Below are 22,183 nucleotides of genomic sequence, written 5' to 3' on the forward strand. Positions count from 1 at the left end.
ACCGGAGCACTACCGAATCTTCGATATTACGGTAGGAGAGCAGCCCGATTCAACATCCTCAAAGAACGACTCGAAGGGATTTGAAGTCCCAAAAATATCGGCATCAGGTATTGGAACTCGCGATCGATGTGATTGTGGTATTTATCGGAGCCAAGTCATTGAAACAGTTCGATTTAATACTATAATATACTAGCAAAACCAGCCAAAACAGAGTAAAAAGGACGGAAAGCGCAAATGCAAGATCAGTGGCCGAGAGATAACCCGAGGAAATACTCTTATTTTCGGCGACGTACTTCTTTGGAGGGTGTCCTTTTTCAAAGATTCTGAATTTAAAGTTATTCGTTTCCTCAAATTCTATCAATTTATTTTCCCAAAAGCGTTTCCAGAAAGCATTCGACCTCACCATCAAAGTAATAATCACCGACAATAAGAACCCCAGAACGATCGCTAAAAAGATGACAAAATCGTGCTTTGTGCCAATTATGTCGCTAAAACTGCCGATAAATATCGGAAAAACCACTCCTTGAATCCCAATCAGTATGATAAAGCGTCTCCAGAACTGGTCAATTTCAACATTCCTTATCGAGACTAATTGGGAATAAAGCATTTCCATTTCGGAATCGGTTAGTTCTAGAGGCTTGACCATGAGACAAATTAAGTGTAACTCGATACCTGGGCTTATACGTTGCTATTTTCACCTCTCTTCGAGATCGCTATCAGGCGGCGTATGGTGCTAGCGTGGCAGCGTAAATCTGAATTTCTTCTGCGGCGTTCGAGTTCACACCAGTTGAGTCATACATAGATCTAGGCATCCCATAGTGCTTCGCCTGCCCCGGCTCGAGATCCCCTATCTCGATGATGCCGCTCTTCATGACCCGGCCGCTCTCCCGGTCGAGGTAGCGGTACCGGCACTCAACCTCCCGGATCGGGATCGTGTCCCCGTTTGTCAGGGTAAAGACCGTCACACCGACATACCGGCTGGCCTCCCCGATATATCTCCCGGCGGCTCGAAGGATACGTTCAGGTTCGCCTCCCGGGGGCTGAGCACGTAGGCCGACGCGATGATGAGCAGCCCGATCATCATGCAGCAGGCGATGATGGAGAGGAGGCGGCTGCGGGAAAGGGCGGGCATGAAGATACGGTTTTGCTCCAATTCGATAAGGTTTTGCTTTTTAGGAGCGATTCGCGGTTTTTGAATTAAAAATGGGCTTAAAGTGGATTGTTCTTGCGAATGAGATTTTTAAACGCCCTATAGCAAAATTTAAGCCGTTAAAATCCTATTTTTGGCTATGACGGTATATCTCAAATTATCTATTATGGACAGCAGCACTAAGAAACCGATTTTTAATGAGATAATAAATATGGATAACGTGGAGCGGATGCATATAGTCAAGCATAAGATACACCAGCTTGGTGATTATGATTCTGATGAGGAAAGAAAACGAAATAGTGCCTACTATGAACTCTTGTTCTCCATGAGCTCTGGAGACTCCATAGAAATAATAGAAAGGTCTCAGGATGAATTGCCGCTTTTAAAGATGTTATCGCAAATGATGGAGTTACTTAAAATGGCCTCAGGGAAAGTGATTGTAGTAGAACTCAAGGGGACGGAATTTATCCAATCCAATTAACTCTCTTTCGGTTAGTAAATTCCTGCCCAACGGAATCCAGTTTCACAACCCTTTTCCCCTCCCTGCCGCAACCCTCCACCGTGATGGATTGGCACTGTGAAGTGATCATCACCCGGAAGCTCTGGCTCTCCGCCCTCGTCCCCGGGCTCGGCCTGCCGGCGGTCGCGGTAGCCATCGGGCAGTACTGCCTCACCGGCCCGACGTGGTACCCGGCGGTCTGTGCTGCAGTGCTGGTTGTGGGGTGCCCGTCTACGGGTTCTGGGTGAAGCGGCGGATTCAGAAGCAGTATTAATCTCAGGTAGATATTCTAGACTCTCCCCGAATATGCCCGGAATCCATAATCCCAATACATTTACCAGACAAAAGCGTTTAGGAAGGTTAATGCAGCCCTGATTCACAAGTTCAACTTGTTTGAAGGTCACGGGCGGTGGGCGCAATCATTGAAAGTATTCTTGCCGGGATTATCGTAAGCGGTCTCTTTTTTATGCTCGAAGGGGCCGCAGGGGATATCCGTAATGCATCACTGCGAGAGAAAATAGATGATCTTCAGTCTACGGTTGTAGCACAAATATCACCCATCGTTCACGATCTGGAAAATTCAGAAAACCGAGATCGTATCGAAGCTTTTCTGAAGTCTGATGACGTGTCCGAACTTGTTCAAAGGATTTTAGCAGGAAAAGCTCGTCGAACTGAAGACAGTTTACCGTTAATTCAGGAAGACTTCAACGCTGTGTGTTCACGGTACGTTGATGATACCAAATCTCCCGATGTGGCTGAAAAACTTTGGAAGGCAACACTTGATGGCTGCGAGGAGTCCCTCAAGAACGCGATAGAAGATGAAGAACTCAAACTGGTTGTTTCGATATTTTCCATCCAGAATGGGGAGACGCTTGCCGCAGTTGCCGACACTTCCCGAAAAATCGATGAAATATCCCAAAAAACTGCAGAAGAATTAGAAAGGCGCGGCTTCGGAAAAAACCGCGAACCCGAATACCCCATTCGAAATATAAAGCATCCTCGAAACCCGAACTTCACGGGACGCGAGGATCTTTTGCAGGATCTCCGGCAGACATTGACGAATAGCCGTAATGCCGCCCTGATACAGACGATAAACGGTCTCGGCGGTGTTGGGAAAACCCAGCTTGCCATTGAGTATGCCTACAGACATTTGGAAGATTACGACATCATCTGGTGGCTGCGGTCAGAGGATCCTGCAACAATCGCAGACGATTATGCTCGGCTTGCCGAGCATCTCTACCTACCGGTAGAGGACGTTAATAATATTCCCGAAATTATCGAAGCCGTGCAGATCTTTCTTGCCCGCTGTGCGGGCTGGCTCCTCATCTTTGACAACGCACCCGATCCGGATGCTATCCGCCAATTCCTGCCGGCAACAACAACCGGGCATGTCCTCATTACATCCAGGCACCAGGATTGGCAATGTGCAACAGAGTTCCCGATAGACACATTCGAACGTCCCGAGTCGCTTGAGTTTATTCAGAAACGAACAGGACAGGACGACGAAAGTGCTGCAGATGAACTCGCCCGTGAACTCGGGGATCTACCGCTCGCACTCGAACAGGCCGGGGCTTTCATCAAGGAAACCGGGATGCCGATACAGGACTATCTGGAAGCATATCGCAAGAAGAAACTAGCACTTCTGGAAAGGAGGAAAGCCTTTGACTATGCAGCCACTGTGGCAACGACCTGGGGAATATCCTTCCAGAAGATCCAGGAACAACCTGATGTTGGGCAGGTCGCCAGTGACCTTCTGAACCTCTGTGCATTTTTCGCCCCGGATGACATCCCACTCAATGTTATCATTCAAGGTTCTGAATATCTCCCTCCGGATCTGTCTCAGGCATGCCAAGACAAATGGCTCCTATACGAAACTATTGGAGTGATCAGGGAATACTCCCTCATTGAAAAACAGGATGACTTCCTTTCCATTCACCGGCTGGTGCAGGAGGTCATCAGGAGCCGCTTGGATAGAGACGAACAGCGTCAATGGGCCGGGGCTGCTGTGCAGATTTTGGATGCTGCTTTTCCGGACGATTGCGAAAATCCGCAAACCTGGCCGGAGTGTTCTCTTCTGCTTCCACACGTCCTTTCAGTAGCAGGTCATGCCGAAGACCTGAACCCGACGCAGATGGAACTCGGTCGGCTGTTAAACCAGGCGGGAACCTATTTACGAGAGAGGGCTGAACCCAAAGAAGCCCTGAGGATTACCAAGCGGGCACTCATAGTACACGAGAATACCTGCGGAACAGACCATCCCGAGGTTGCACGGACTGTCAACAACCTCGGGAGTATCCTGTACGACCTCGGCGACAGGCAGGGCGCGAAAAAGCACTTCGAGCAGGCACTCATAGTACACGAGAATACCTACGGAACAGACCATCCGGAGGTTGCACAGGTTGTCAACAACCTCGGGGGTGTCCTGTACGACCTCGGCGATCTGCAGGGTGCGAAAGAGCACTTCGAGCGGGCGCTCAAAATATACGAGAAGGTCTACGGAACAGAACATCCCGAGGTTGCACGGGTTGTCAACAACCTCGGGGGTGTCCTACGAGACCTCGGCGACAGGCAGGGCGCGAAAGAGCACTTTGAGCGGGCGCTCAGTATCGACGAGAAGGTCTACGGAACAGAACACCCAGGGTTTGCACGTGTTGTCAACAACCTCGGGACTGTCCTGTATGACCTCGGCGACCGACAGGGCGCGAAAGAGCGCTTCGAGCGGACGCTCAAAATATACGAGAATACCTACGGAACAGAACATCCAGAGGCTGCAAAGATCCTCAACAACCTCGGGGGTGTCCTACGAGACCTCGGCGACCGGCAGGGCGCGAAAGAGCACTACGAGCGGGCGCTCAGTATCGACGAGAAGGTCTACGGAACAGAACATCCCGAGGTTGCACGGGCTGTCAACAACCTCGGGACTGTCCTGAAGGCACTCGGCGACCAGCAGGGCGCAAAAGAGCACTTCGAGCGGGCGCTCAAAATATACGAGAAGGTCTACGGAACCGAACATCCAAAGGTTGCACAAGCTGTCAACAACCTAGGGAGCGTCCTGTATGACCTCGGCGACCTGCAGGGCGCGAAAGGGCACTTTGAGCGGGCGCTCCAAATCTACGAGAAGGTCTACGGAAAAAAACATCCGACTGTGAAGAAAATCAGAAAAAATCTACGACAGGTAAAAATAGAGCTTAATTCATGCAAGGCCAGGTCGCACCGCATCAAACGCCACACTACTTGGTGATCATCAAATCCTGTACAGCAATTGAGAAGAACACTTTCACCGCAACAATACCGCCTCACCGGCCCGACGTGATACCCAGCGGTGGCCGTCGGGGTCATGGCCGTGGGGCTGCCGGTCTACGCAGTCTGGCCGAAGCGGGAGATTGGAAGGAATAATTCTTACTTATACCACTCACTCAACCCGTAAACACCAGTTTTCACACGGCAGAATCGAGAGTTCTCGCCCTTTTCTGAAAGAAGCGTCATATTTTCGGAGATATCCGAACTCACCGCCGTTGACAGCGTATGGCCTTGCGTCTGATAGAGTCCTCGTCGAACAATTTCTTCAGCTATAACAGTATAGTGAAGAGGCTTTCCTTCGTCCTTAAGCAGAGTGTACACTGCATCAAGCATTTTCATGATGATCCTCACCTATGAACAATTCTTACAAACTCTCGTCTTCCGCAATAACCCGGATGTCGTGATACATCCCGGACAGACCGCCGCCCCGCACGTATCGCAGATCAGGGTATGATTCGCGCCGTACGGTTTGTGACAGATCGGGCATTCAACCTCACAATCGGAGCAGAGTGGCAGGTGGCACCCCCGACAGATCTTACTCGCGTGCTCTTCGCAGAATGTCTTGCCACACGAACTGCAGACCGAAGCGTGATCCTTACAGACCCATTTCCCGCAGGTAGGACACTGTGAGATGTGCTCACTGCAATAGGCCTTGCCGCAGACCTCACAGACAGCAGTGGTTTCTTTCTTGACGTTGAAGGCACCGAGTTTGAAGTGTAGCGGGCAATACTCGATGGTGTTCTCAAGGACTGTGCCGGAGTGAGCGAACACCTCTTTTGTGTAAATCGTCCCGAACGCGTTGAAGTGGATCGCCCATTTGGGAACGAAGACCATCTCGCTCTTGAAGAGTTTTATATCACCCCTTCGCGGAACGAACGTCCGGTGTTTAGTGTCAAAAATGGTATCCGCTTTTGCAGTGGTGTACGCCATATCCTCGGTATTCCTCGCCGAGATATACTCGATGGCCGCCCTCTCTACAGCCCGCTTGGTAATTTCGGGTTTCAGTTCGGTGATCTGATAGTCTGAACCTATTGTTATGGTATATTCGGGCGAGGGTGAGGAGTTCAGCACCTCATCGAAGGTCCTGAGCGTCTGAGTATTATCGGCGCTCTGCTTCGAGGAACTCAGTGAGTTTAAGAGCGAGCCTCCCTTGCGGGCCTGCCCGTTGAGCACCTTGCCGTCGAGCAGGTCGATTACGACGGTGCCGTCGTCGGAAAACGTGTGGAGTCTCTTGGTCGGATCATAGACCTTGGCTTTGAAGGCGTACGGCACTTTGACATAGGGGTGGAAGGTGAGCCGGGCGCTACTGACCTCAATCAGATGTTTGTTCAGGAGCGGCAGCGTCGTTACCATGAGGTAATCGGACTTGACGGACAGAGCGGATTTTAATATCAGGCGATCCCCTTTCCGGCTGACCCTTCCAGCGGAGACGGCGAACCACTTCTCCATGATGTCTTCGTGGCCGAGGATCTCGATGTTCCTGCTCTCTGCGAAGTTCTGAGCGTCGAGCGTGAAGTCGTTGAAGGCGACGAAGACACCCCGCCAGCCCCGGCCGAGGTCGTCAAGTTTCTTGGAGAAGTCCCGGAACTCTTTGATGCCGACTGCGGCTTTAAAATTCTTACATTCGATGGCGACCTGCTCCTTTCCTCTCCTGGCGACGACATCGATCTCGTTTGTATAGCCCCCCTGCCCGGGCATTCTAACCCTTCGTTCGGTCTTGTAGCCCTCCGCCTGGTAAATCGAATCGACGATCTCTTCGAGCTTCGTTCCAAGGTCGTAGGCTTTCACGGAGGGTTGCAATCCCTCTTCTGCATACTCTTCTTCCGACCAGTCGATAGGCTCTGACCAGTCATCGGCTGCAGGAGGAGCGGTAGGGGTTATGGTGGGAACGGTGGGCGCTGATGTTTTGGGTATTAGTCCGGTGCCGCACTCGGGGCAAAATTTGGCGTTCATTTGTTGTAATGGCGTCCCGCATTCAGGACAGAACTTCGGCATAGTGGATCACATGATCTGGCTTCTTTTACATCTCCTTTAAGCTAACGAAATGAGCTGAGCGTGTTGAATTCGGAAATAAAGTAAACGTGGCGGAACAATCCCTCCACTGCCGTAGGAACTGCGGTTGCACGGAAGCCTTTGGCGAGGGATGGTGAAGATTCTCCGCATTCCCGGTGCATTAAAGCACCCCCCCGACAAACCGATCAGGCATCTATGGCACCCGTGACAGACGGCGATACCCTGCTCCTGCACTTCACCAGCACCCGCCCCGACGGCGAGGTCTTCGAGGATACCCGGCCGGGCGAGCCGGTCCGGGTAACCCTCGGAGCGAAGCAGATCAATCCCCTCTTTGAGGAGGCGCTGATCGGCAGAGAGCCGGGCGAGACGGTGGCCGTGGTGCTGCCCCCGGAGAAGGCCTACGGGAAGTTTCGGCGAAAACTCGTGGTCACGATAAAACGCAAAAAGCTCAAACTCGACCGCGAACCGGTTCCCGGCGAGTTCATCACGGTCGAGGTGCTGGGAAAACCCTGCCGGGTAACCGTCCTTGAGGTGGACGAGAAAAGCATCACCGTCGACGGCAACCACCCCCTTGCGGGAGAGACGATCACCTACGCGATCACGGTTGAGGCGATCCTCCCCCGTCCCGGGTAGACCGGCGAGCCCGCCCCGGTATGCGCAGGCGGGGAAAAACGGCGGAAAGGCGAAAAAAAAATTAAGATTCTTCTCTCTTCTGAGGCGATGCAGGTTCGGTCAAAAAGAATCCGAACGGTTCAAACTCCGTGACATCCATGGCGTGAGATTTCTCACCCGAAGCGATTGCCGGCGTAATGAACCGGAAGAATGCACTCGCGAACTGCTCGTAGGTGAACCCCTCCGCCTCAATCACGAGTTTCCATCTGTTTTCCAGGGAGAGGATACCCATAAAGGAGATCATAAGGTACATCGAGGTCAGGAACGGATCGAGATCGGCCCGGATCGTCCCGTCATCGATCCCCTCCCGGATCGCATCCGCCAGGATCAGGCGGCAGGTGCCGTACCCCTTTCCGATCTCTGCGGTGTACGGGTTTTCTTTCGAGAACCGTTCGGATCCGTAAAAGTGGATCAGCCGAAGATACTCCGGGTGGTCCTGTGAAAACTGGTAGTACGCCTGGCCCATCAGGGCGACCTTGACGACTCCGGGAACCTGCTTATCCATGCACTCCGTGTATTTTTCCGTAAGGATCCGGACGCCCCGGAGCACGATAGTGGCGAAAAGAGCCTCCTTACTGTTAAAATAGAGGTAGATGGTAGCCTTATTCAGTTCGACCTCACGGGCGATATCGTCCATGGAGACGTCTTCGTACCGCCGGGAAAAAAAGAGACGTTCGGCCGCATCGATGATCTCGGTCTTCCGCTGTTCCTTTTCCCGTTGTCGTCTATCGGAGATTCCCATGCTCTCACCCAACCTTGCTATACAAAGTATTCCGGATCCTTTCGTTCCTGATACAGGGTATGCAGCCTCTTTGAAGCGTCCTTAACCAGGCCTGGTTTCATGGTTCTGGCGTTTTCCGGGCATTTCCTGATACACGCACAGCAGGTGATGCATCTCTCCTGATCGATCACCGTACAATCGTCTGCATCGATAGCGCCCACCGGACAGACTGCTGCGCAGACGCCGCAGTGCGAACACGCATCACTGACGGCGATAAAATCGACCGTCCATAGTGTTGGGTCTCCCCGGTAGGGGTACTCGCCCGGAACCTGCACCCCTGAAAGCCGGGAGGCCGACGAGGCAGACTGCAGTTTCTCCCGGATTGTCCGTCCGAACATCTCTGCGTGGCGCAGGTCGTCCTCATCGGGACGCCCCTGTGCCGTCGGTGTCTCGGCATTTGAGAATGAGTGTTCTCCGATATAGGCCGCACCGGCAACGGGCAGACACCCGTGTTCCATTACGGTATTCGTCAGTTCGAGGAGTGCATCGTCGTAGACCCGATTCCCGTAGACGACGACACAGACCGCAGGCGTATGGTGAGCCTGCAGTGCCTGCAGCCACTCCATTACGAGGGCCGGCACTCTCCCCATATACACCGGCACGGCAACAACCAGCAATTCATCCTCCGATGCCTTGAGCGGTTCTTTCCGGGCATCCGGCAGGGTAATGTCGATGAGTTCCACCGTGCTGTGGTTTATTCCTCGTGCAATACCCTGCACCACCGCTTTCGTTGTTCCCGTCGGTGAGAAATATACCAGTTTCACCGATGCTATGTTCATACGATCTCCTCCGTCTGACTAGCGCGTGCCATCATCTTCAGTAGCCAGGCCATGTTCTTTCCGACCTCTTTTGCCCGTGCTATGCCTTCTTCATCCTTCAGGACGTCGCCGATATCCCGGCCGATACCGATCGCCGGGATTCCCGGGACGATCATCCCGCTGTAGAGCATGAAATGCAGCAGGGTATCGACGGTATGGTTCGCACCGGATCGCCGCACCGCCGCCGCGGCAGTCCCCGCCTTGCGCCGGAACAGCCCGCCGTTTGCCCTGGATACAACGCCTGCCCGGTCGATCAGGGCTTTCATCTCGGCTGTGACGTCAAGGAAATAGACCGGGGAGCCGAGGATGATCCCGTCGGCGTCGATCATCTTCCCGATGCAGTCGTTCACGATATCGTCGTCAAAGACGCACCGGCGGTCACGGTTCTCGTAACATCTCCGGCAATCCGTGCATCCCCGGATCAGCTGCCCGCCGACCCGGACAAGTTCCGTCTCGATGCCTTCGTGCTCAAGTTCGTCGAAGATATGCCGGATCAGGATGGACGTGTTGCCGTCTCTCCGGGGGCTCCCATTAAATGCAACAACTTTTGGTTTTCTCATCTCTGTTCACCCTTTTTCCTTCACTGCAATTCCGGTACGCTGACGGCAGCTGCCCAGTCGTCGATGAGCGCACGGGTGATACCGAACTTCGGCGGAAGATCCGGGAGATGGTCCCGGTCGAACCAGACAGCGCTCTCAATCTCAACGCCGTCCGGGGCAGTCTCGCCTCCGTCGTAGTCGGCGACGAACCCGAGCATGAGTGAATCGGGGAACGGCCACGGTTCGCTTGCACGATACCGGATATTTTTGATCGCAATCCCCGCCTCCTCACGGACTTCGCGGCGTACGGCATCCTCGATCGTCTCGCCGGGCTCGACAAAACCGGCGATGAGGCCGTACCTGCCGGGTGCCGCCCCGGTTCCCCGGACCATGAGGACAGCGTTGTCGTTTCGTACGAGGACGATGACCGCCGGGGAGAGCCGGGGATAGGTGACCCGGCGGCAGGACGGACAGATTTTGGCCCGCTCGGTTTTCGCAGGTTCTGTCGGCATGCCGCACCTCCCGCAGAACCGGGTGGTCCGGTCGTAGTCGATTATCTGAACCGCAAGCCCGGCAACGGCAAGTTCCTCGTCCGGGATGAGCCCGGCAAGTTCGCGTACACCGGAGTATGCCAGCCCTTCGGGCAGAGGCAGGTCGCCGACCTCGACGGCATAGCAGGGAACCGATCCCCGGTGGCCGAGGTACCGGGCATCCCTCTTGAGCCCTTCCGGAAGATCCGCCGATACCTTTTCAAGGATGGTCGGCGTGCTCCCTTTCCTGACGCAGACGCTTCCGTCACGGACAAAGATCAGGCATGCATCTTCGGGGAGCAGGTCCGGTTCCGGGTACTGCTTATGCAGGCAGTCGACTGCAAACCGCGCCGTATGATCCATGGCAGACTCCAATTCCCGTAACGCCGATCCCTGGTGCAGGGCTGTGTCCGGTATCCTGCAGAGTCCCATCATCAGGACTCGTTCGTATCAAAGACAGCGGTATCACGCTACTCTTCCTGCCATCAGGCCCTGGCCTTTCCTTTCTCTCCACAGGATTCCCCTTTTTTGGTGAGTCTCCATCTGATTCATCCCTCTCCCATAGGGAGGTATACGCTCCTGGATTCTGCCCGGGGGCAGATCCGCCAGATAGGTGTAACTCTGAGTTATATTATAACTTGTGGTTATTTAGTAACTAAAAGTTATACTATTGAGGCTGCGCCTTCCGGGCACGCTCGCGAAAAGACCGCTGAAGGTAGATCCATCAATCCGGCAGATGCACCGGGGAGGTATCTCCTGGGAAAAAGCGGGAGCGAGGCCGGTTCGATCCTCCGGTCTCTCGATCAGGCCGGGATGCGGGATACCTGTTCTCGCATCGGTCGTACGGGGGCTGGCGGGTTCTTCAGGAAACCTCTCCGTTCTCTCCTTCCGGTGCAGATAGGAGACCCTGGAACGCCTCTCCCGGAGGGGCGGTTCTCCGGAAGCGGCAGGTCACTCCTGCTTCTCCAGAGAGCGTGTGAGGGTTCGTCCAGAGAACAGGGGCCGGAGAATGAAGGAGATCGCTGCGGCAATCTCAATCACGACTGCCGCCCGGGGCAGGATCTGTGCGGGCAGCACGCCGATGCTCCGTGACCCGGAGATCCCTGTCTGCAAGGCCGTCGGCGAAGAGCAGATCCGGCCCGGAGATGACCATCGCCAACCGGATGCAACCCCCTTCACATCCTTGAGCGGTTTTCCGGATTCAGCGCTCCTTCAGGGCACCTCCCAGCACCCCTCCCAGGTAGCCGACGAAGCCGAGGAGCGGGAAGAGCATCAGCGTGATGAAGAGCGTCGATCCGAGGAAGCGAAGAAGGACGAGGTCGCTTGGAGCGGCTTCCATGCCCAGCACCGTGAGGTACACCGCCAGGACGAGTGCATCTAAGAGGCCGGTGTAGACGCCTGCTTTTCCTCCGGTCTTCTTTCCTCCCGCGGCGATCCAGCCCGCGACAATACCCCCGACAAACGCACCGCCGATCGCTATCAGGACATTGATGATGAGTGCGGCAACAAGCCCGATAAGCACCCCGACCCAGAAGGTCCGTGGATCCCCTTTTGGCATCTATCGTATCTCCCGGTTCTCCACGCGGGTCTGGCTGGATGCCGCTATGAGAACCGAATCTGAATATTCGCAATGAGATATAAAAGTGCGGTTATAATTGTTGCGGCCGGCGGGTATGGGATCCGGAGAGACGGGCGTGCCCGTCTGCATGGAGGCCGGATCGCTGTACCGGCAGTTCCCGGGTATCGTAACGGATCTTCGCTCATGGAGAGAAGAGAAGCCCCGGCGTTCCGTTATCCCGGACACCGCTTTCTCTGGTACCCACCGGATCTCTCTCCACCTCTCCTGCTGTACATCGGTCTTCACGCCGGCCGGCCGCTGGCTCCATCTGTTCCTTGGCTCCGGGTTCCTGCCCGCCCCTCACTGCTGTGTGCAGTTCAGCTCTGCAGTGAGGTTCCGCCGGGCGTCCCGGACGGCCTGCATCTCCGGGCGGACGGTCTGAATGGCTTCGACGACGCTTGCATCGTCGGGAAGACTCTGCACGGTCCGGTCGAGGTTATCGTACGCCGCGTTGAGCTCGTCGACCCGGACGCCACCGAGCTCGGAAGCAGAGTTCCTGACGGCCTCCATGGCGGATGCGACCTCATCTCGTGCGTCCCGAATATCTCCCACCGAAGAGGTTGCATTGAGGTCCTGCATGTTCTGAAGTGCTACTCCGAGTGTTTCAAGATCCTGGCAGAGCTGTGCCTCCGCCTCTTCCTCGGTCGGCTGGGTGCACCCTGCAGCGGCACAGACCAGAATGAGGATTCCAGCGATGAAAAATATCCACGTTTTCATACCTATCTCCCGAGCAGAATGGCTATTACTGCCCGGAGGCGGATAATGGTGACTATTATATAAAAGTATCTGAATGCCTGTTTTTCGGTGTTCCACCCATCGGGCGAGGGGCGTGCCCGTCTCCTCACGGACGGGAAGCGCCCCCTCCGGAGGAGCGGATACAAAGGGAGATAAAGCCCTTTCCTATCACCCCGGCATCCGGAACGCGAGGATGATCGCCGCGATGCCGCCGATGATGGCGAGTCCCGCAAAGAGCAGTATCAGGCCGGCGGCGGCGATGAGCGGGTATGCTATCAGGAGCAGCCCGAAGATGATGCTTATGATGCCGAGAATCCCGGTTCCCAGCCCGCCGCCGGAGAAACCCTGTATCAGGTAGACTGCCCCGATGATCAGCCCCTCAACCCCGATGAATATGGCAAGGATGGTCGGGATGAGGATTGCGCTGTAGAGGGGATAGGCGAGCACGAGAACTCCTGCAAGGATACCAAGGATACCGATCAGGAGTTTCCAGCCCCGTCCGGTCGTATCCGTAAAGAGGCTGATGAGCACGACGATACCGTTGAATAACCAGTAGATGCCGAGGAATGTGATGAGCAACGTCAACGTCTGCATGGGGTAGACGAAGAAGAGAATGCCGAAGAGGAGCGCAATGATGCCGAGCAGCAGCACGAGCCAGCGGGGCGGCGTAGCAACGGCGCCTGCCCCGGGAGAGCCGGCACTGAATTTTACGTTAGCCATAACAATACCTGGCAAGAGGTTCGGTGACGCTATATAAATATATCTGCTCTGCACCGACCGAGAAGCGTTAGCCTGTTTGCGGGCGAAACCGGGATCCCCGGCCGGGACATGCGGCATGCTTTTATACTATCTGCCGTTCCCTATACCTGCGAAAAGAGAATCCGATCGGGGTGTGGACGGTACCAGCACATGAATCTCTCTGGGGTGATCATCTGGCTGCGGCAGGCCGCAGAGGCACTGGCGTTCATCCTGGTACTCTCCGTGCTCCTGCCGCTCCTCTTCGGCTACGCGGCCGGCATCCCGGTCGGGCGGGTGCTGGCGCTGATCGGTTCGACTGTCGTTCTGCAGGCGAACGGCGCCTTTGCCGGGGCGGGGCTCGGGATGGCGCCCTGGGAGATTCTCGTGATCATGACCCTGGTGGAGCTCGGGGCGGTTCTCGGGATCCTGACGATCTGCGATACCTTCGCCATGACATCGGAGCGGGTTCGCAGGTTCCTCGCAAAGATCGAAGCGAGAATGCGAAAGTTCCCCTGGGCATCGCGGTACGGAGCCGTTTCGCTCATCGTTCTCCCTGCACTGCCGATAATCGGCCTCTACACCAGCATCGTGATCGCCTGGCTTCTCCGGTGGAACCGGCTCCAGTCGGTTCTCTTCATCACCATCGGCTGGATCGGGGTGGTCGTCTTCGTCCTCTTACTCGCATTCGGGTTTATCAGTATCGTCTTCTGAAGGGTGCGGCGGAGGCGTGCGCCATTATCGCCTCACCTGCCGGCGATAGGGTTTCTCTGTACCATTGTCCGTTATGGACGTTGTGCCGCGGGAGATATCTCCCGATCATCGCTTCGGGGCTTGCAGATAGGGGCAGAACGCCGAATAGCGCCTCCCCTCTTCTTCCCGTCCTCGAGGGTCGCCGTCACCCCGGCCTGATTGCCCCTACACCATCTCATTCCGCCGCAGAAACTCCCGGATCTTTCGGGACTCAATCCAGCCCCGGTCGAGGTCCTTGATATACCCGTTGATCCGCCGGACCTGCTCGCGGATCTTCTCCGCCGTCTCCGGATCGTCCATAAGATCCGCCCGGGCAAGCATGACCTGCAGCGGGTGGCGGACGTGATCGCCGAGGATCGCGAACTGCTCCATGTTCCGCTCGATCCGGTCGTAGGCCTCCCGCCGGATCTCCTCGACCTGCTTTCGGTCGGTGACGTCGGAGGAGATGACCGCGAGCCGCTTAACCTGCCCGTCCGCGCTCTGAACCGGGAAGAGGATGACATCAAAGAACCTCCCCGCATGCTCGTCGGTCATCTGGACGGGTCTTGCTGAGGAGAAGGCCTCGTCAACCCACCTCCTCCGGGATGCGGCCAGATCGGGCGGGAAGAGGTCGTACACACACGTTCCGCGGAGTTCTTCCACCGTCCTCCCGACCCGTGCGGCCATCGCCTCGTTCAGGGCAAGAATGGTACCGTCCCGGTCGATAAGTGTCGTGGCGTCGGGCGTCGCATCGAGGAGCGCACGGAACTGCTCTTCACTCTCCTGCAGGGCAAACTCGGTCTTCTTCCGCTCGGTGATATCGATCGCAACCTCGAGCCGTACGTCCCGGCCGTCGGGCCACCGGATGATCCGGTCGACGATATCCAGGTGGACGTCGAGAATCGGGTTATAGTACTCCCACCGGTGGGGCTGCGGTTTCTGCCGCAGGATGATATCGTTGGTGCAGAACGGACATGGCGCCTCAAGGCCCTGGAACTCGCGGTAGCATATCCCGCCGACGACGTTCCTCCCGAGCATTTTTGTAAAGAAGGGGTTTGCATACAGGATCTCATGGGTTGTGGGATCCGTGACGTAGACGATCTCCTCAAGGCCGTCGAAGATCGAGAGGAGCTGATCGCGCTCGAACTGCAGCATCTCCTCAACCTCTGTCTGTCCGGGTCCCGGCCGTATGGTGACCACATGCATGTCGGGTGCTACTCGGGCCACAGCGTTGCATTCCACGCCGATTATGGTGCCGTCCTTCCGGAGGAGCTCGCATTCACCCTGCAGTACGCCTCTTTTCAGGAACCCCTGCCAGAACTCGCGGCCTGCTTCCCGATCTCTGCAGATAGCAAAAATCGGCCGCTGCAGCAGCTCTTCCCGGGTATACCCGAGCAGGGTACAGGCCGCAGGATTGGCCTCCCGGAGGTATCCGGCATCGTCCGCGACGAGAACGGCATCTTTCACGAGTTCGACGATCGAGCGGAGATAGCCGCATGCCGTATCATGGCTCCCTGCCGGGTTCCCCTCTCGTGGCGAGGGGTTCATCCGTACTGCTGCCGCCTCGTCCCGTGGAGCCCTGACCAGGGTGAACCGGAACGCCGCCCCTTCCTCTGGTTTTCCGGGCACCCGATCCTCGACCCTGACCCTGCCGCCGTAGCGCGTAACAAGCGTCCGGACGATGTAGAGCCCGAGGCCTTCGCCTCTCCCGTGCCCGAGTCCCCGCTCGAACCGGCGGAAGAGCACCCCTTTCACCTCGTCCGGGATACCGGGGCCGGTGTCTTCGACCGAGACCAGCACCTCGCCGTCCCGTTCCTCCACCCGGACGGTGATCCGGACGTCCGGGCCGCCGAACTTGACGGCGTTCCCGATCAGGTTCGTAAAAACCATCGAGAGGAGACCGTCCGCGGAGACCACAACCGGCCGGCCGTCATAGCGGATTGACGCCGCCGGAAACGTTCCGATCTCTTCCCGTATGACGGCGTCGAGGTCCAGCGGCGATAGTTCGGCCGACTCCTGGTGGATCCGGCGGATGGTTGCGACGTTTCTGAGGATCTCGGTGCTCCGCCAGATACTCTCGTGCAGTTTCTGTGCGTAGGTCTTCGGCTCGCCTTCCAGCAGGTCGAGCAGCAGGTCGGCATACATCGTGGAGACGTTGTTTGCGTTCCGCACGTCGTGGGTGAGGATATCGAGGTACAGGTTCGCCTCCCGGTGCGCCTCGTCCAGCTCCCGGTTCACCCGGGTGAGCTCTTCGGCCTGCTCCCGGAGAGCTGCCTCCGCCTGTTTCCGCTCGGTGATGTCCCGCGCCGCTGCAAAGATGCCGGCCACCCGTCCCTGCGCGTCCCGGTAGACGGCGGCATTGAAGAGCGCCGGTGTCGTCCACCCGTCGCGGTGCCGGATCTCCATCGGGTAGTCGCGAAGCTCGCTGTCCACAAAGGCCTTCTGCGATCCCGCACGTGCCCGGTCAGGGTCGGTGGTATACCCGGAAAAATCCGTGCCGATCAGCTCGTCGCGGGAGTAGCCGGTCACCTTCTCGGTAGCGGCGTTCACGTCGGTGATCCGGCCTTCGGGATCGATGGTGGCGAGCGGATCGATGCTCGCCTCGATAAGAGCCCGGTTGTAATCTTTCACGAGGATCAGAGCCTCTTCGGCCTGTTTACGTTCGGTGATATCCCGGTAAACTACCATAATAGAAGGCTGGCCCTGGTAGCGTATAGGGGTCGCCGTGATATCGACCCAGATGGTCTGGCCTGCGGTGGTCAGGAGCACCTGTTCGAATACCGGGATAGCTGTGCCCTCCTGCAAGATCTGGCGGATCCGGTCGGCGACGAAATCACGGTACTCGGGGTGGACGAACATATAAATCGATCTGCCCACGATCTCTTCAGGCCCTTTCCCACCTGCAATCTGGACACCGGCGGGATTCACGTAAACGATGGTGCCGTCATGCCGGTGCACGACGACGGCATCCGGCATGACCTCGACAAGAGAACGGTAGCGCTCCTCGCTCTCCCGGAGGGCGTCCTCAATCTGCTTGCGGTCGGAGATGTTCTCGACCATGCCGATAGCGGACTCTGGGCTCCCTTCTTCGTTCCTGATGAGGGATACCGTCAGCATTACCCAGATGATCTGCCCGTCTCCTCGCACGTAGCGTTTCTCCATCCGGTAGGCGTCGATCTCTCCGGCAACGAGAGACGCTGCGAGCGCCGCATCTTCCGGCAGGTCGTCGGGGTAGGTGATGTCGGCAAAATGCCTGCCGAGGAGCTGATCCGGACGGTACCCGAGCATCTCCTGGAAGGCCGGGTTGCTATCGATGATAAGTCCGTCAAGCCCCACGAGAGCAATACCGATCCCGGCCCTCTCGTAGATGCCGCGGAACCGTTCCTCGCTCTCCCGGAGCGCCCGCTCTCCTGCCGTACGTTCCCGGATATCGATCCCAATGCCCACCTGGGTATCGTCGGAGAGACGGATGTTTGCCCAGGAGCTCTCGACGAGGGAACCGTCCTTTGCGGTCAATGCAAAATCCCGCCACCCCGGTTTCAGCGACTGCATGAACCGCCCGACCGTCTCCCGGTACCCGGGGTCGGGATAGCATAGCGCCATGAGATCGCCGCCGGTTGCGTCCTCCTCCGTCCAGCCCAGCGTCTCCCGGAGAGCCCGGTTGAACCGGAACGTCTTCAGGTTCGGATCATAGATCGCGATCATCACCGGGATCGTATCGATGATCGTCTGCAAGAGCTCGTGCTTGTGCGCCAGTTCCCGCTCCGCCCGTTTACGGTCGGTGATGTCGCGAGAGACCGTCAGGACCCGCTCGACCCTGCCCGAGGGGCCGGGGATCGGGACTGAGATGTACTCGCTGTACTCGATATCCCGTATGACGGCGTGGCGGACCTCTCCCCGCACCCGTCGTCCGGTGGTGAAGACCTCCCTGACCTTCTCGAAGTACGGGCCTGCCCCCTCCGTCGAAAACCCGAGTTCCTCCCAGGTCTTTCCCGCCATCTCGTGCGGTTCGCGGCCGAGCTGGCGGGCGAACCCCCTGTCCACGTAGACGTACCGCAGATCCCTGTCCAGGATGTTCACCGTCTCCGGCAGGTAGGAGAGGATGGTTGTGAGCATCTCCTGCTCGCCTTCCGGCCGGGTGAGTTCCTGCAGCCGGACGAGCTGCACGCGGCCATCCCCCTCGACCCTGCTGGAGAAGTGGATACTCCGCTCTCGGCCTTCTGCGGTCAGGATGGTGCAGGCAAGGTCGAAGAGATCGGCACGCTCACGGAGCGATGCGGAGATCTTCCCCCTGCACTCCTCTTCGACGATCCGGGGAAGGAGAAACCGGTCTGCGAACTCCCCGGCGTCGCTGCCGATAAGGGTGTCCCGATCGACCTCGAGACAGTGCTGTAGCGCTCTGTTGATCCAGACGATACGGTTCTCCTGACCGACCAGCAGCGCGCCCTCATCAAGCAGGTCGAGAATCTGCGAGGCCGGCCAGAGTTCGGCAGAAGCGCCGGGGGACGGGGTCATCGGCAGAACTCCACAAAATTACCTGTGGTTATTGTTTATTTATAGTTGTGGAACGTCCGTTAACCGGGACGGATCTACCCCCGCTCCTGCCTTCGACAATCAGAGATCGGAGGGGTACGGCACGTATAGAGTCGTGCTCTTCACGCCCGGTCTTTCCAGCACGGAGATACCGGAAGGTATCCCGGATCACGGTGTACCGGCCCTGCATCCCGCAGGTGTATCCCGGTTTTCGGCGTTTCCCGGCCGGTCAGTCCTCCTCGCCGATCGGGATCTCGATCCCCTCTTCCCCGGAAACCTTCTTCAGCCGCACGGTCAGCACGCCGTTCCTGAAGGCGGCCGATGCACCCTCGTCCGTGACGTCTGCGGGAAGGTTTACGGTTCTGGTCATCTCGCCGGAGACCCGCTCCCTGATGACGTAGCCTTCTCCTGCTTCTTCAGGCACCTCTCTTCGCCGGGCGGTGATCCGCAGCGTCTCCGGGCTGGTGAGCCGTATCGTGACGTCGCTGCTCTTCATCCCCGGGAGGTCGGCGACGACCACGACCTCGCCCTCGATCTCCCGGACATCGACCGGAATCCCCACGCCCCGGATCACGGGCAGTATCTGCTGCCCGGCTCTCCCGGCCTCCGCCATCATCTCGTGGAACCGCCTGTGCATCTCGCATATACTTTCGTTAAATGCACATCGACACTCGTATGGTGATTCTTTATCTTCCATAGCCAAAACTCCCGGTTATTCTGCAGCCGTCTCCTACACCCCTGCCTATATATGTTGTTTCCCATGGCGGGCATCAGGTGCCGGCACGGCGGTCCGCCTCCGGCAAACCGTCCCCCCGCTCAGAGCAATGCACATAACTGCGGGGAGGACAAAACCCTGTCAGGCATGGATGGATCCAGCAGTTCCGTCATACTCCTCGGCGAAGGCGATGCCGATGCCGGCCGGGCAGTGGGAGGCAAGGCGGCATCGTTGCACCGGATGATCCAAAGCGGCCTTCCTGTCCCGCCGGGCTTCGTCCTCGCGGCAGGTTTCTTTGCGGAGTGGACGGTGTCGCTCAAAAAGACCGATGCCTGGCAGAACCTCCTCGCTGCCGATGAAGAAGAGAGGGACGACGCTACCAGGCGGGTAGCGGCCGAGTGCGGCACGCTTGCGTTCTCCGAGTCGCAGCGAGAGGATCTTTGCCGGGCGCTGGAGCGGTTGCCGGACGGGCTGTACGCCGTCCGTTCGTCTGCAGCCGGCGAGGATGCGGCCGATGCGGCATTTGCGGGCATGTACCGCACAAGGCTCGGAGTCCGCAAAGAGCAGCTGGAATCGGCCATCCGGGACGTCTTCGCATCACAGTTCGAGCCCCGGGTCTTTCGGTACCGGAGGGAGTTGGGGCTCTCTGTCGGTGATGACGAGATCGCGGTCATCGTACAGCACCTGGTGGCGGGCAGGGTGTCAGGGGTTGCCTTCTCGGCAAACCCCGAGACCAACTCCCGCTACGAGCTCGTCATCAACGCGAACTGGGGACTCTGCGAAACCATCGTGTCGGGACGCGCCACGCCCGACCTCTACGTCGTTGAGAAGTACGGGGACGGGCTCCTCGAAAAACAGCGGGGCGAGAAGCAGATCTCGCTCTTCTTTTCACCCGACGGGGGCATCGAGGAGCGGGTCGGCTACCGGAGCGGCGAGTGGTCGCTCACCGACGGGGAAGTCCGGCGGGTGCGCGATCTCGTGCGGGAGGCCGAGGCACTCTTTTGCCATCCGGTCGATCTCGAATGGACGTTCTCGGGCGATGCCTGCTACCTCCTGCAGGCCCGGCCGGTAACGGCGCTCATCCCCCTCGATGAGAGGCTGCTGACGCCGCCCGGAGAACCCCGCCGTCTCTACATGGACATCACCCTGATAGAGCACGGCATGCAGGGCTCTCTTTCGCCCTTCGGATCCTCCTGGCTCGATCGCATCCTGGCGTATACGCTGGAAGACCTGACCGGGGTTAGAGGAATCGGCAGCGACATCAGAGAAGGCCTCGGGCAGACGCTCGGTGGAAGGATCTACCTCAACATCTCGAACCTCCTCTGGCTGGAGAATCCCCGGGTGATTGCCCTGCAGTTCGAAGGCCTTGACGCATCGGCAGCGGAGGCGATACGGGCGCTGGACCCCCGTGAGTGGCGCAGCCCGGAGCGGCCGGAGAAGATGAAGCGGATCGTCTCTTCCTCGCTCTGGCGTTCGAAAGACCTGATCGGGAGGGCGGTGCTGGGTTTCCTCTTCCCCGGCCGCCTGCAGAGGCAGTATGCAGGACGGGTGCAACGGTTCGAGACCGCCCTTGAGGATCTCGAAGCGGGACTTTTGGATCTGCGGGAGTTCTGCGATGCGTCCGGCCGGCTGGTCGTGCGGCTTGTCAAGGAATCGACGGGAGCCACGCTGATCTGTTCGGAAGGCGCCCGCCTGCTCCTGCGGCGGATGTTCGCGGACGGGTCACCCGATATCAGGGGGCTGGCAGAACTGCTCGACCGGGCGCATCCGGGCAACGTCACGACGGAGATGGGCCGATCCATGCACCGCTTGGCAGAGCAGATCGATCCCGTGCTCTTTTCGGATCTTTCTGCCCTGGCAGAACGCATACGGCGGAACGAGATGCCGGAACCGTTCATGGAAGCGCTGGAGGAGTTCATGGAGGCCTACGGCTGCCGGGGGCCGCGTGAGATCGACCCGGCCGCGAAAGGATATGCAGGCGACCTGCTGCTCCTTCTGGCCCAGGCGAGAAACATCCGCCCGGCCGACTGCCGGGAACGGTTCCTTGAGATGCAGGAGAACCGGGAGCGTGCATATGCGGAGCTTCACGCCTACTGTAGGGAACGGGGGCGCCTGAAGGCCTGGTACTTCAGGCACCTCTGCAGGGTGCTCGACGCCTTCGGGGGTTTGCGCGAGGATCACAAGTACTACCTGGTCGTGGTCACCTCCCGCGTCCGGAAGAGGGCGCTTGAGATCGGCAGGCACCTCGCGGCTGAAGGCCGGATTGAGTCCGTAGAAGACGTTTTCCTGCTCGGCATAGACGACGTCGGGCACGCCCTTGAGAGCCCCGGTGCGGATCTGCGGGGGAAGATCGAGAGGAACCGGGCGGAGTACGGGCGGGTCGAGAGATGCCGTCGCTTTCCCGCGCTCATCGATTCATGGGGCCGTATCCATAAGCCGCCGGCAAGGGAACCGGCGCCCGGGGAACTCCTGGGCTACGGCGTCTCCGGGGGAACAGCCCGCGGCCCGGTGAAAGTACTCCGCTATCCCGGTGAAAAAGAAGTCCTTCCCGGGGAGATCCTGGTGATCGGGGCAGCAGACCCCGGATGGACACCGATGTTCATCGCCGCGGGGGGCATCATCCTCGAGGTGGGCGGGCTCCTGCAGCACGGTTCGATCATCGCCCGCGAGTACGGAAAACCCTGTGTGGTCGGCATCGAGAACGCCACCGCGATACTCTCGGACGGGCAGGTGGTGGAGGTGAACGGCAGCCTCGGAACGGTGAGGATAGACGGTCTGAGCGGGTAATAAATCTCTTCAAATCGTGCTATTTC

General features: G+C 58.0%; 20 protein-coding genes. 6 read left to right on the forward strand and 14 right to left on the reverse strand.

The features are described from left to right. Positions 1–103: 103 nt before the first annotated feature. The 3 genes from ABH15_RS14170 to ABH15_RS13670 form a co-directional block, all read right to left on the reverse strand. A complete protein-coding gene (locus ABH15_RS14170; RefSeq protein WP_449288777.1) occupies positions 104–646 on the reverse strand; it encodes a RipA family octameric membrane protein in 543 nt (180 codons plus the stop codon). Between the two features lie 70 nt (positions 647–716). Beyond that, the gene (locus tag ABH15_RS09495; RefSeq protein WP_128694095.1) at positions 717–965 is read right to left on the reverse strand and encodes a hypothetical protein; all 249 of its coding nucleotides are present in this window, start codon (positions 963–965) and stop codon (positions 717–719) included. Beyond that, entirely contained in the window at positions 962–1,132 is a 171-nt protein-coding gene (locus tag ABH15_RS13670) for a hypothetical protein (protein WP_164913702.1), read from the reverse strand. Before ABH15_RS13670 ends, ABH15_RS09495 begins: the two co-directional genes overlap by 4 nt. A gap of 184 nt (positions 1,133–1,316) precedes the next feature. Between ABH15_RS13670 and ABH15_RS09500 the strand changes: the two genes are divergently transcribed. The 3 genes from ABH15_RS09500 (at position 1,317) to fxsT (ending at position 4,890) form a co-directional block, all read left to right on the forward strand. Then, positions 1,317–1,631, forward strand: coding sequence for a hypothetical protein (locus tag ABH15_RS09500; protein ID WP_128694096.1), 315 nt, complete (start codon positions 1,317–1,319; stop codon positions 1,629–1,631). 83 nt (positions 1,632–1,714) lie between these two features. Next, a complete protein-coding gene (locus ABH15_RS09505) occupies positions 1,715–1,897 on the forward strand; it encodes a hypothetical protein (protein ID WP_128694097.1) in 183 nt (60 codons plus the stop codon). A gap of 161 nt (positions 1,898–2,058) precedes the next feature. After that, a complete protein-coding gene (gene fxsT / locus ABH15_RS09510; RefSeq protein ID WP_128694098.1) occupies positions 2,059–4,890 on the forward strand; it encodes an FxSxx-COOH system tetratricopeptide repeat protein in 2,832 nt (943 codons plus the stop codon). Between the two features lie 158 nt (positions 4,891–5,048). Here the strand turns inward: fxsT and ABH15_RS09515 are convergent, their stop codons facing one another. Beyond that, complete coding sequence (locus ABH15_RS09515; RefSeq protein WP_128694099.1) at positions 5,049–5,288, reverse strand: winged helix-turn-helix domain-containing protein; 240 nt, start codon at positions 5,286–5,288, stop codon at positions 5,049–5,051. A gap of 12 nt (positions 5,289–5,300) precedes the next feature. Further along, positions 5,301–6,944 carry a restriction endonuclease gene (locus ABH15_RS09520; RefSeq protein WP_128694100.1) on the reverse strand — a complete coding sequence of 548 codons (1,644 nt, stop codon included), beginning with the start codon at positions 6,942–6,944 and terminating at the stop codon, positions 5,301–5,303. 213 nt (positions 6,945–7,157) lie between these two features. Between ABH15_RS09520 and ABH15_RS09525 the strand changes: the two genes are divergently transcribed. Then, positions 7,158–7,595, forward strand: a complete 438-nt coding sequence (locus ABH15_RS09525; protein WP_128694101.1) for an FKBP-type peptidyl-prolyl cis-trans isomerase — start codon at positions 7,158–7,160, stop codon at positions 7,593–7,595. A gap of 61 nt (positions 7,596–7,656) precedes the next feature. Here the strand turns inward: ABH15_RS09525 and ABH15_RS09530 are convergent, their stop codons facing one another. The 7 genes from ABH15_RS09530 to ABH15_RS09560 form a co-directional block, all read right to left on the reverse strand. Continuing rightward, positions 7,657–8,376: a TetR/AcrR family transcriptional regulator gene (locus ABH15_RS09530; RefSeq protein ID WP_128694102.1), complete on the reverse strand. Its 720-nt coding sequence runs from the start codon at positions 8,374–8,376 to the stop codon at positions 7,657–7,659. Between the two features lie 17 nt (positions 8,377–8,393). Beyond that, on the reverse strand, positions 8,394–9,194 hold the full coding sequence (locus ABH15_RS09535) for an EFR1 family ferrodoxin (RefSeq protein ID WP_128694103.1): 801 nt from the start codon (positions 9,192–9,194) through the stop codon (positions 8,394–8,396). Continuing rightward, entirely contained in the window at positions 9,191–9,793 is a 603-nt protein-coding gene (locus ABH15_RS09540; protein WP_128694104.1) for a flavodoxin family protein, read from the reverse strand. The genes ABH15_RS09535 and ABH15_RS09540 overlap by 4 nt, the downstream gene beginning before the upstream one ends. A 20-nt stretch (positions 9,794–9,813) precedes the next feature. Continuing rightward, positions 9,814–10,665: an NAD(+) diphosphatase gene (gene nudC / locus ABH15_RS09545; RefSeq protein WP_164913704.1), complete on the reverse strand. Its 852-nt coding sequence runs from the start codon at positions 10,663–10,665 to the stop codon at positions 9,814–9,816. Positions 10,666–11,503: 838 nt separating this feature from the next. Continuing rightward, a complete protein-coding gene (locus ABH15_RS09550; RefSeq protein ID WP_128694106.1) occupies positions 11,504–11,860 on the reverse strand; it encodes a DUF5518 domain-containing protein in 357 nt (118 codons plus the stop codon). Between the two features lie 360 nt (positions 11,861–12,220). Beyond that, positions 12,221–12,637, reverse strand: a complete 417-nt coding sequence (locus ABH15_RS09555) for a hypothetical protein (protein WP_128694107.1) — start codon at positions 12,635–12,637, stop codon at positions 12,221–12,223. 186 nt (positions 12,638–12,823) lie between these two features. After that, positions 12,824–13,375 carry an HdeD family acid-resistance protein gene (locus ABH15_RS09560; protein WP_128694108.1) on the reverse strand — a complete coding sequence of 184 codons (552 nt, stop codon included), beginning with the start codon at positions 13,373–13,375 and terminating at the stop codon, positions 12,824–12,826. A 189-nt stretch (positions 13,376–13,564) separates the two neighbouring features. Between ABH15_RS09560 and ABH15_RS09565 the strand changes: the two genes are divergently transcribed. After that, positions 13,565–14,104, forward strand: a complete 540-nt coding sequence (locus tag ABH15_RS09565) for a small multi-drug export protein (protein WP_128694109.1) — start codon at positions 13,565–13,567, stop codon at positions 14,102–14,104. Positions 14,105–14,308: 204 nt separating this feature from the next. Here the strand turns inward: ABH15_RS09565 and ABH15_RS09570 are convergent, their stop codons facing one another. After that, a complete protein-coding gene (locus ABH15_RS09570) occupies positions 14,309–18,637 on the reverse strand; it encodes a PAS domain S-box protein (protein WP_128694110.1) in 4,329 nt (1,442 codons plus the stop codon). A gap of 247 nt (positions 18,638–18,884) precedes the next feature. Continuing rightward, on the reverse strand, positions 18,885–19,292 hold the full coding sequence (locus ABH15_RS09575; protein WP_164913705.1) for an Hsp20/alpha crystallin family protein: 408 nt from the start codon (positions 19,290–19,292) through the stop codon (positions 18,885–18,887). A 225-nt stretch (positions 19,293–19,517) separates the two neighbouring features. Between ABH15_RS09575 and ABH15_RS09580 the strand changes: the two genes are divergently transcribed. Further along, positions 19,518–22,157 (forward strand): PEP/pyruvate-binding domain-containing protein, encoded by a 2,640-nt coding sequence (locus tag ABH15_RS09580; protein WP_164913706.1) that lies wholly within the window; start codon positions 19,518–19,520, stop codon positions 22,155–22,157. Positions 22,158–22,183 lie beyond the last annotated feature (26 nt).

Source organism: Methanoculleus taiwanensis (genome assembly GCF_004102725.1).
GTDB classification, from domain to species: Archaea; Halobacteriota; Methanomicrobia; order Methanomicrobiales; family Methanoculleaceae; genus Methanoculleus_A; species Methanoculleus_A taiwanensis.

Coding starts and splice junctions, on each gene's coding strand:
- ABH15_RS09515 (WP_128694099.1), bottom strand. CDS start 5,288: ATGAAAATGCTTGATGCAGTGTACACTCTGCTTAAGGACGAAGGAAAG.
- ABH15_RS09530 (WP_128694102.1), bottom strand. CDS start 8,376: ATGGGAATCTCCGATAGACGACAACGGGAAAAGGAACAGCGGAAGACC.
- ABH15_RS09500 (WP_128694096.1), top strand. CDS start 1,317: ATGGACAGCAGCACTAAGAAACCGATTTTTAATGAGATAATAAATATG.
- ABH15_RS09550 (WP_128694106.1), bottom strand. CDS start 11,860: ATGCCAAAAGGGGATCCACGGACCTTCTGGGTCGGGGTGCTTATCGGG.
- ABH15_RS09540 (WP_128694104.1), bottom strand. CDS start 9,793: ATGAGAAAACCAAAAGTTGTTGCATTTAATGGGAGCCCCCGGAGAGAC.
- nudC (WP_164913704.1), bottom strand. CDS start 10,665: ATGGATCATACGGCGCGGTTTGCAGTCGACTGCCTGCATAAGCAGTAC.
- ABH15_RS09505 (WP_128694097.1), top strand. CDS start 1,715: ATGGATTGGCACTGTGAAGTGATCATCACCCGGAAGCTCTGGCTCTCC.
- ABH15_RS09575 (WP_164913705.1), bottom strand. CDS start 19,292: ATGCACAGGCGGTTCCACGAGATGATGGCGGAGGCCGGGAGAGCCGGG.
- ABH15_RS09555 (WP_128694107.1), bottom strand. CDS start 12,637: ATGAAAACGTGGATATTTTTCATCGCTGGAATCCTCATTCTGGTCTGT.
- ABH15_RS09525 (WP_128694101.1), top strand. CDS start 7,158: ATGGCACCCGTGACAGACGGCGATACCCTGCTCCTGCACTTCACCAGC.
- ABH15_RS09570 (WP_128694110.1), bottom strand. CDS start 18,637: ATGACCCCGTCCCCCGGCGCTTCTGCCGAACTCTGGCCGGCCTCGCAG.
- ABH15_RS09535 (WP_128694103.1), bottom strand. CDS start 9,194: ATGAACATAGCATCGGTGAAACTGGTATATTTCTCACCGACGGGAACA.
- ABH15_RS09520 (WP_128694100.1), bottom strand. CDS start 6,944: ATGCCGAAGTTCTGTCCTGAATGCGGGACGCCATTACAACAAATGAAC.
- ABH15_RS09580 (WP_164913706.1), top strand. CDS start 19,518: ATGGATGGATCCAGCAGTTCCGTCATACTCCTCGGCGAAGGCGATGCC.
- ABH15_RS09565 (WP_128694109.1), top strand. CDS start 13,565: ATGAATCTCTCTGGGGTGATCATCTGGCTGCGGCAGGCCGCAGAGGCA.
- ABH15_RS13670 (WP_164913702.1), bottom strand. CDS start 1,132: ATGCCCGCCCTTTCCCGCAGCCGCCTCCTCTCCATCATCGCCTGCTGC.
- ABH15_RS09560 (WP_128694108.1), bottom strand. CDS start 13,375: ATGGCTAACGTAAAATTCAGTGCCGGCTCTCCCGGGGCAGGCGCCGTT.
- ABH15_RS14170 (WP_449288777.1), bottom strand. CDS start 646: ATGGTCAAGCCTCTAGAACTAACCGATTCCGAAATGGAAATGCTTTAT.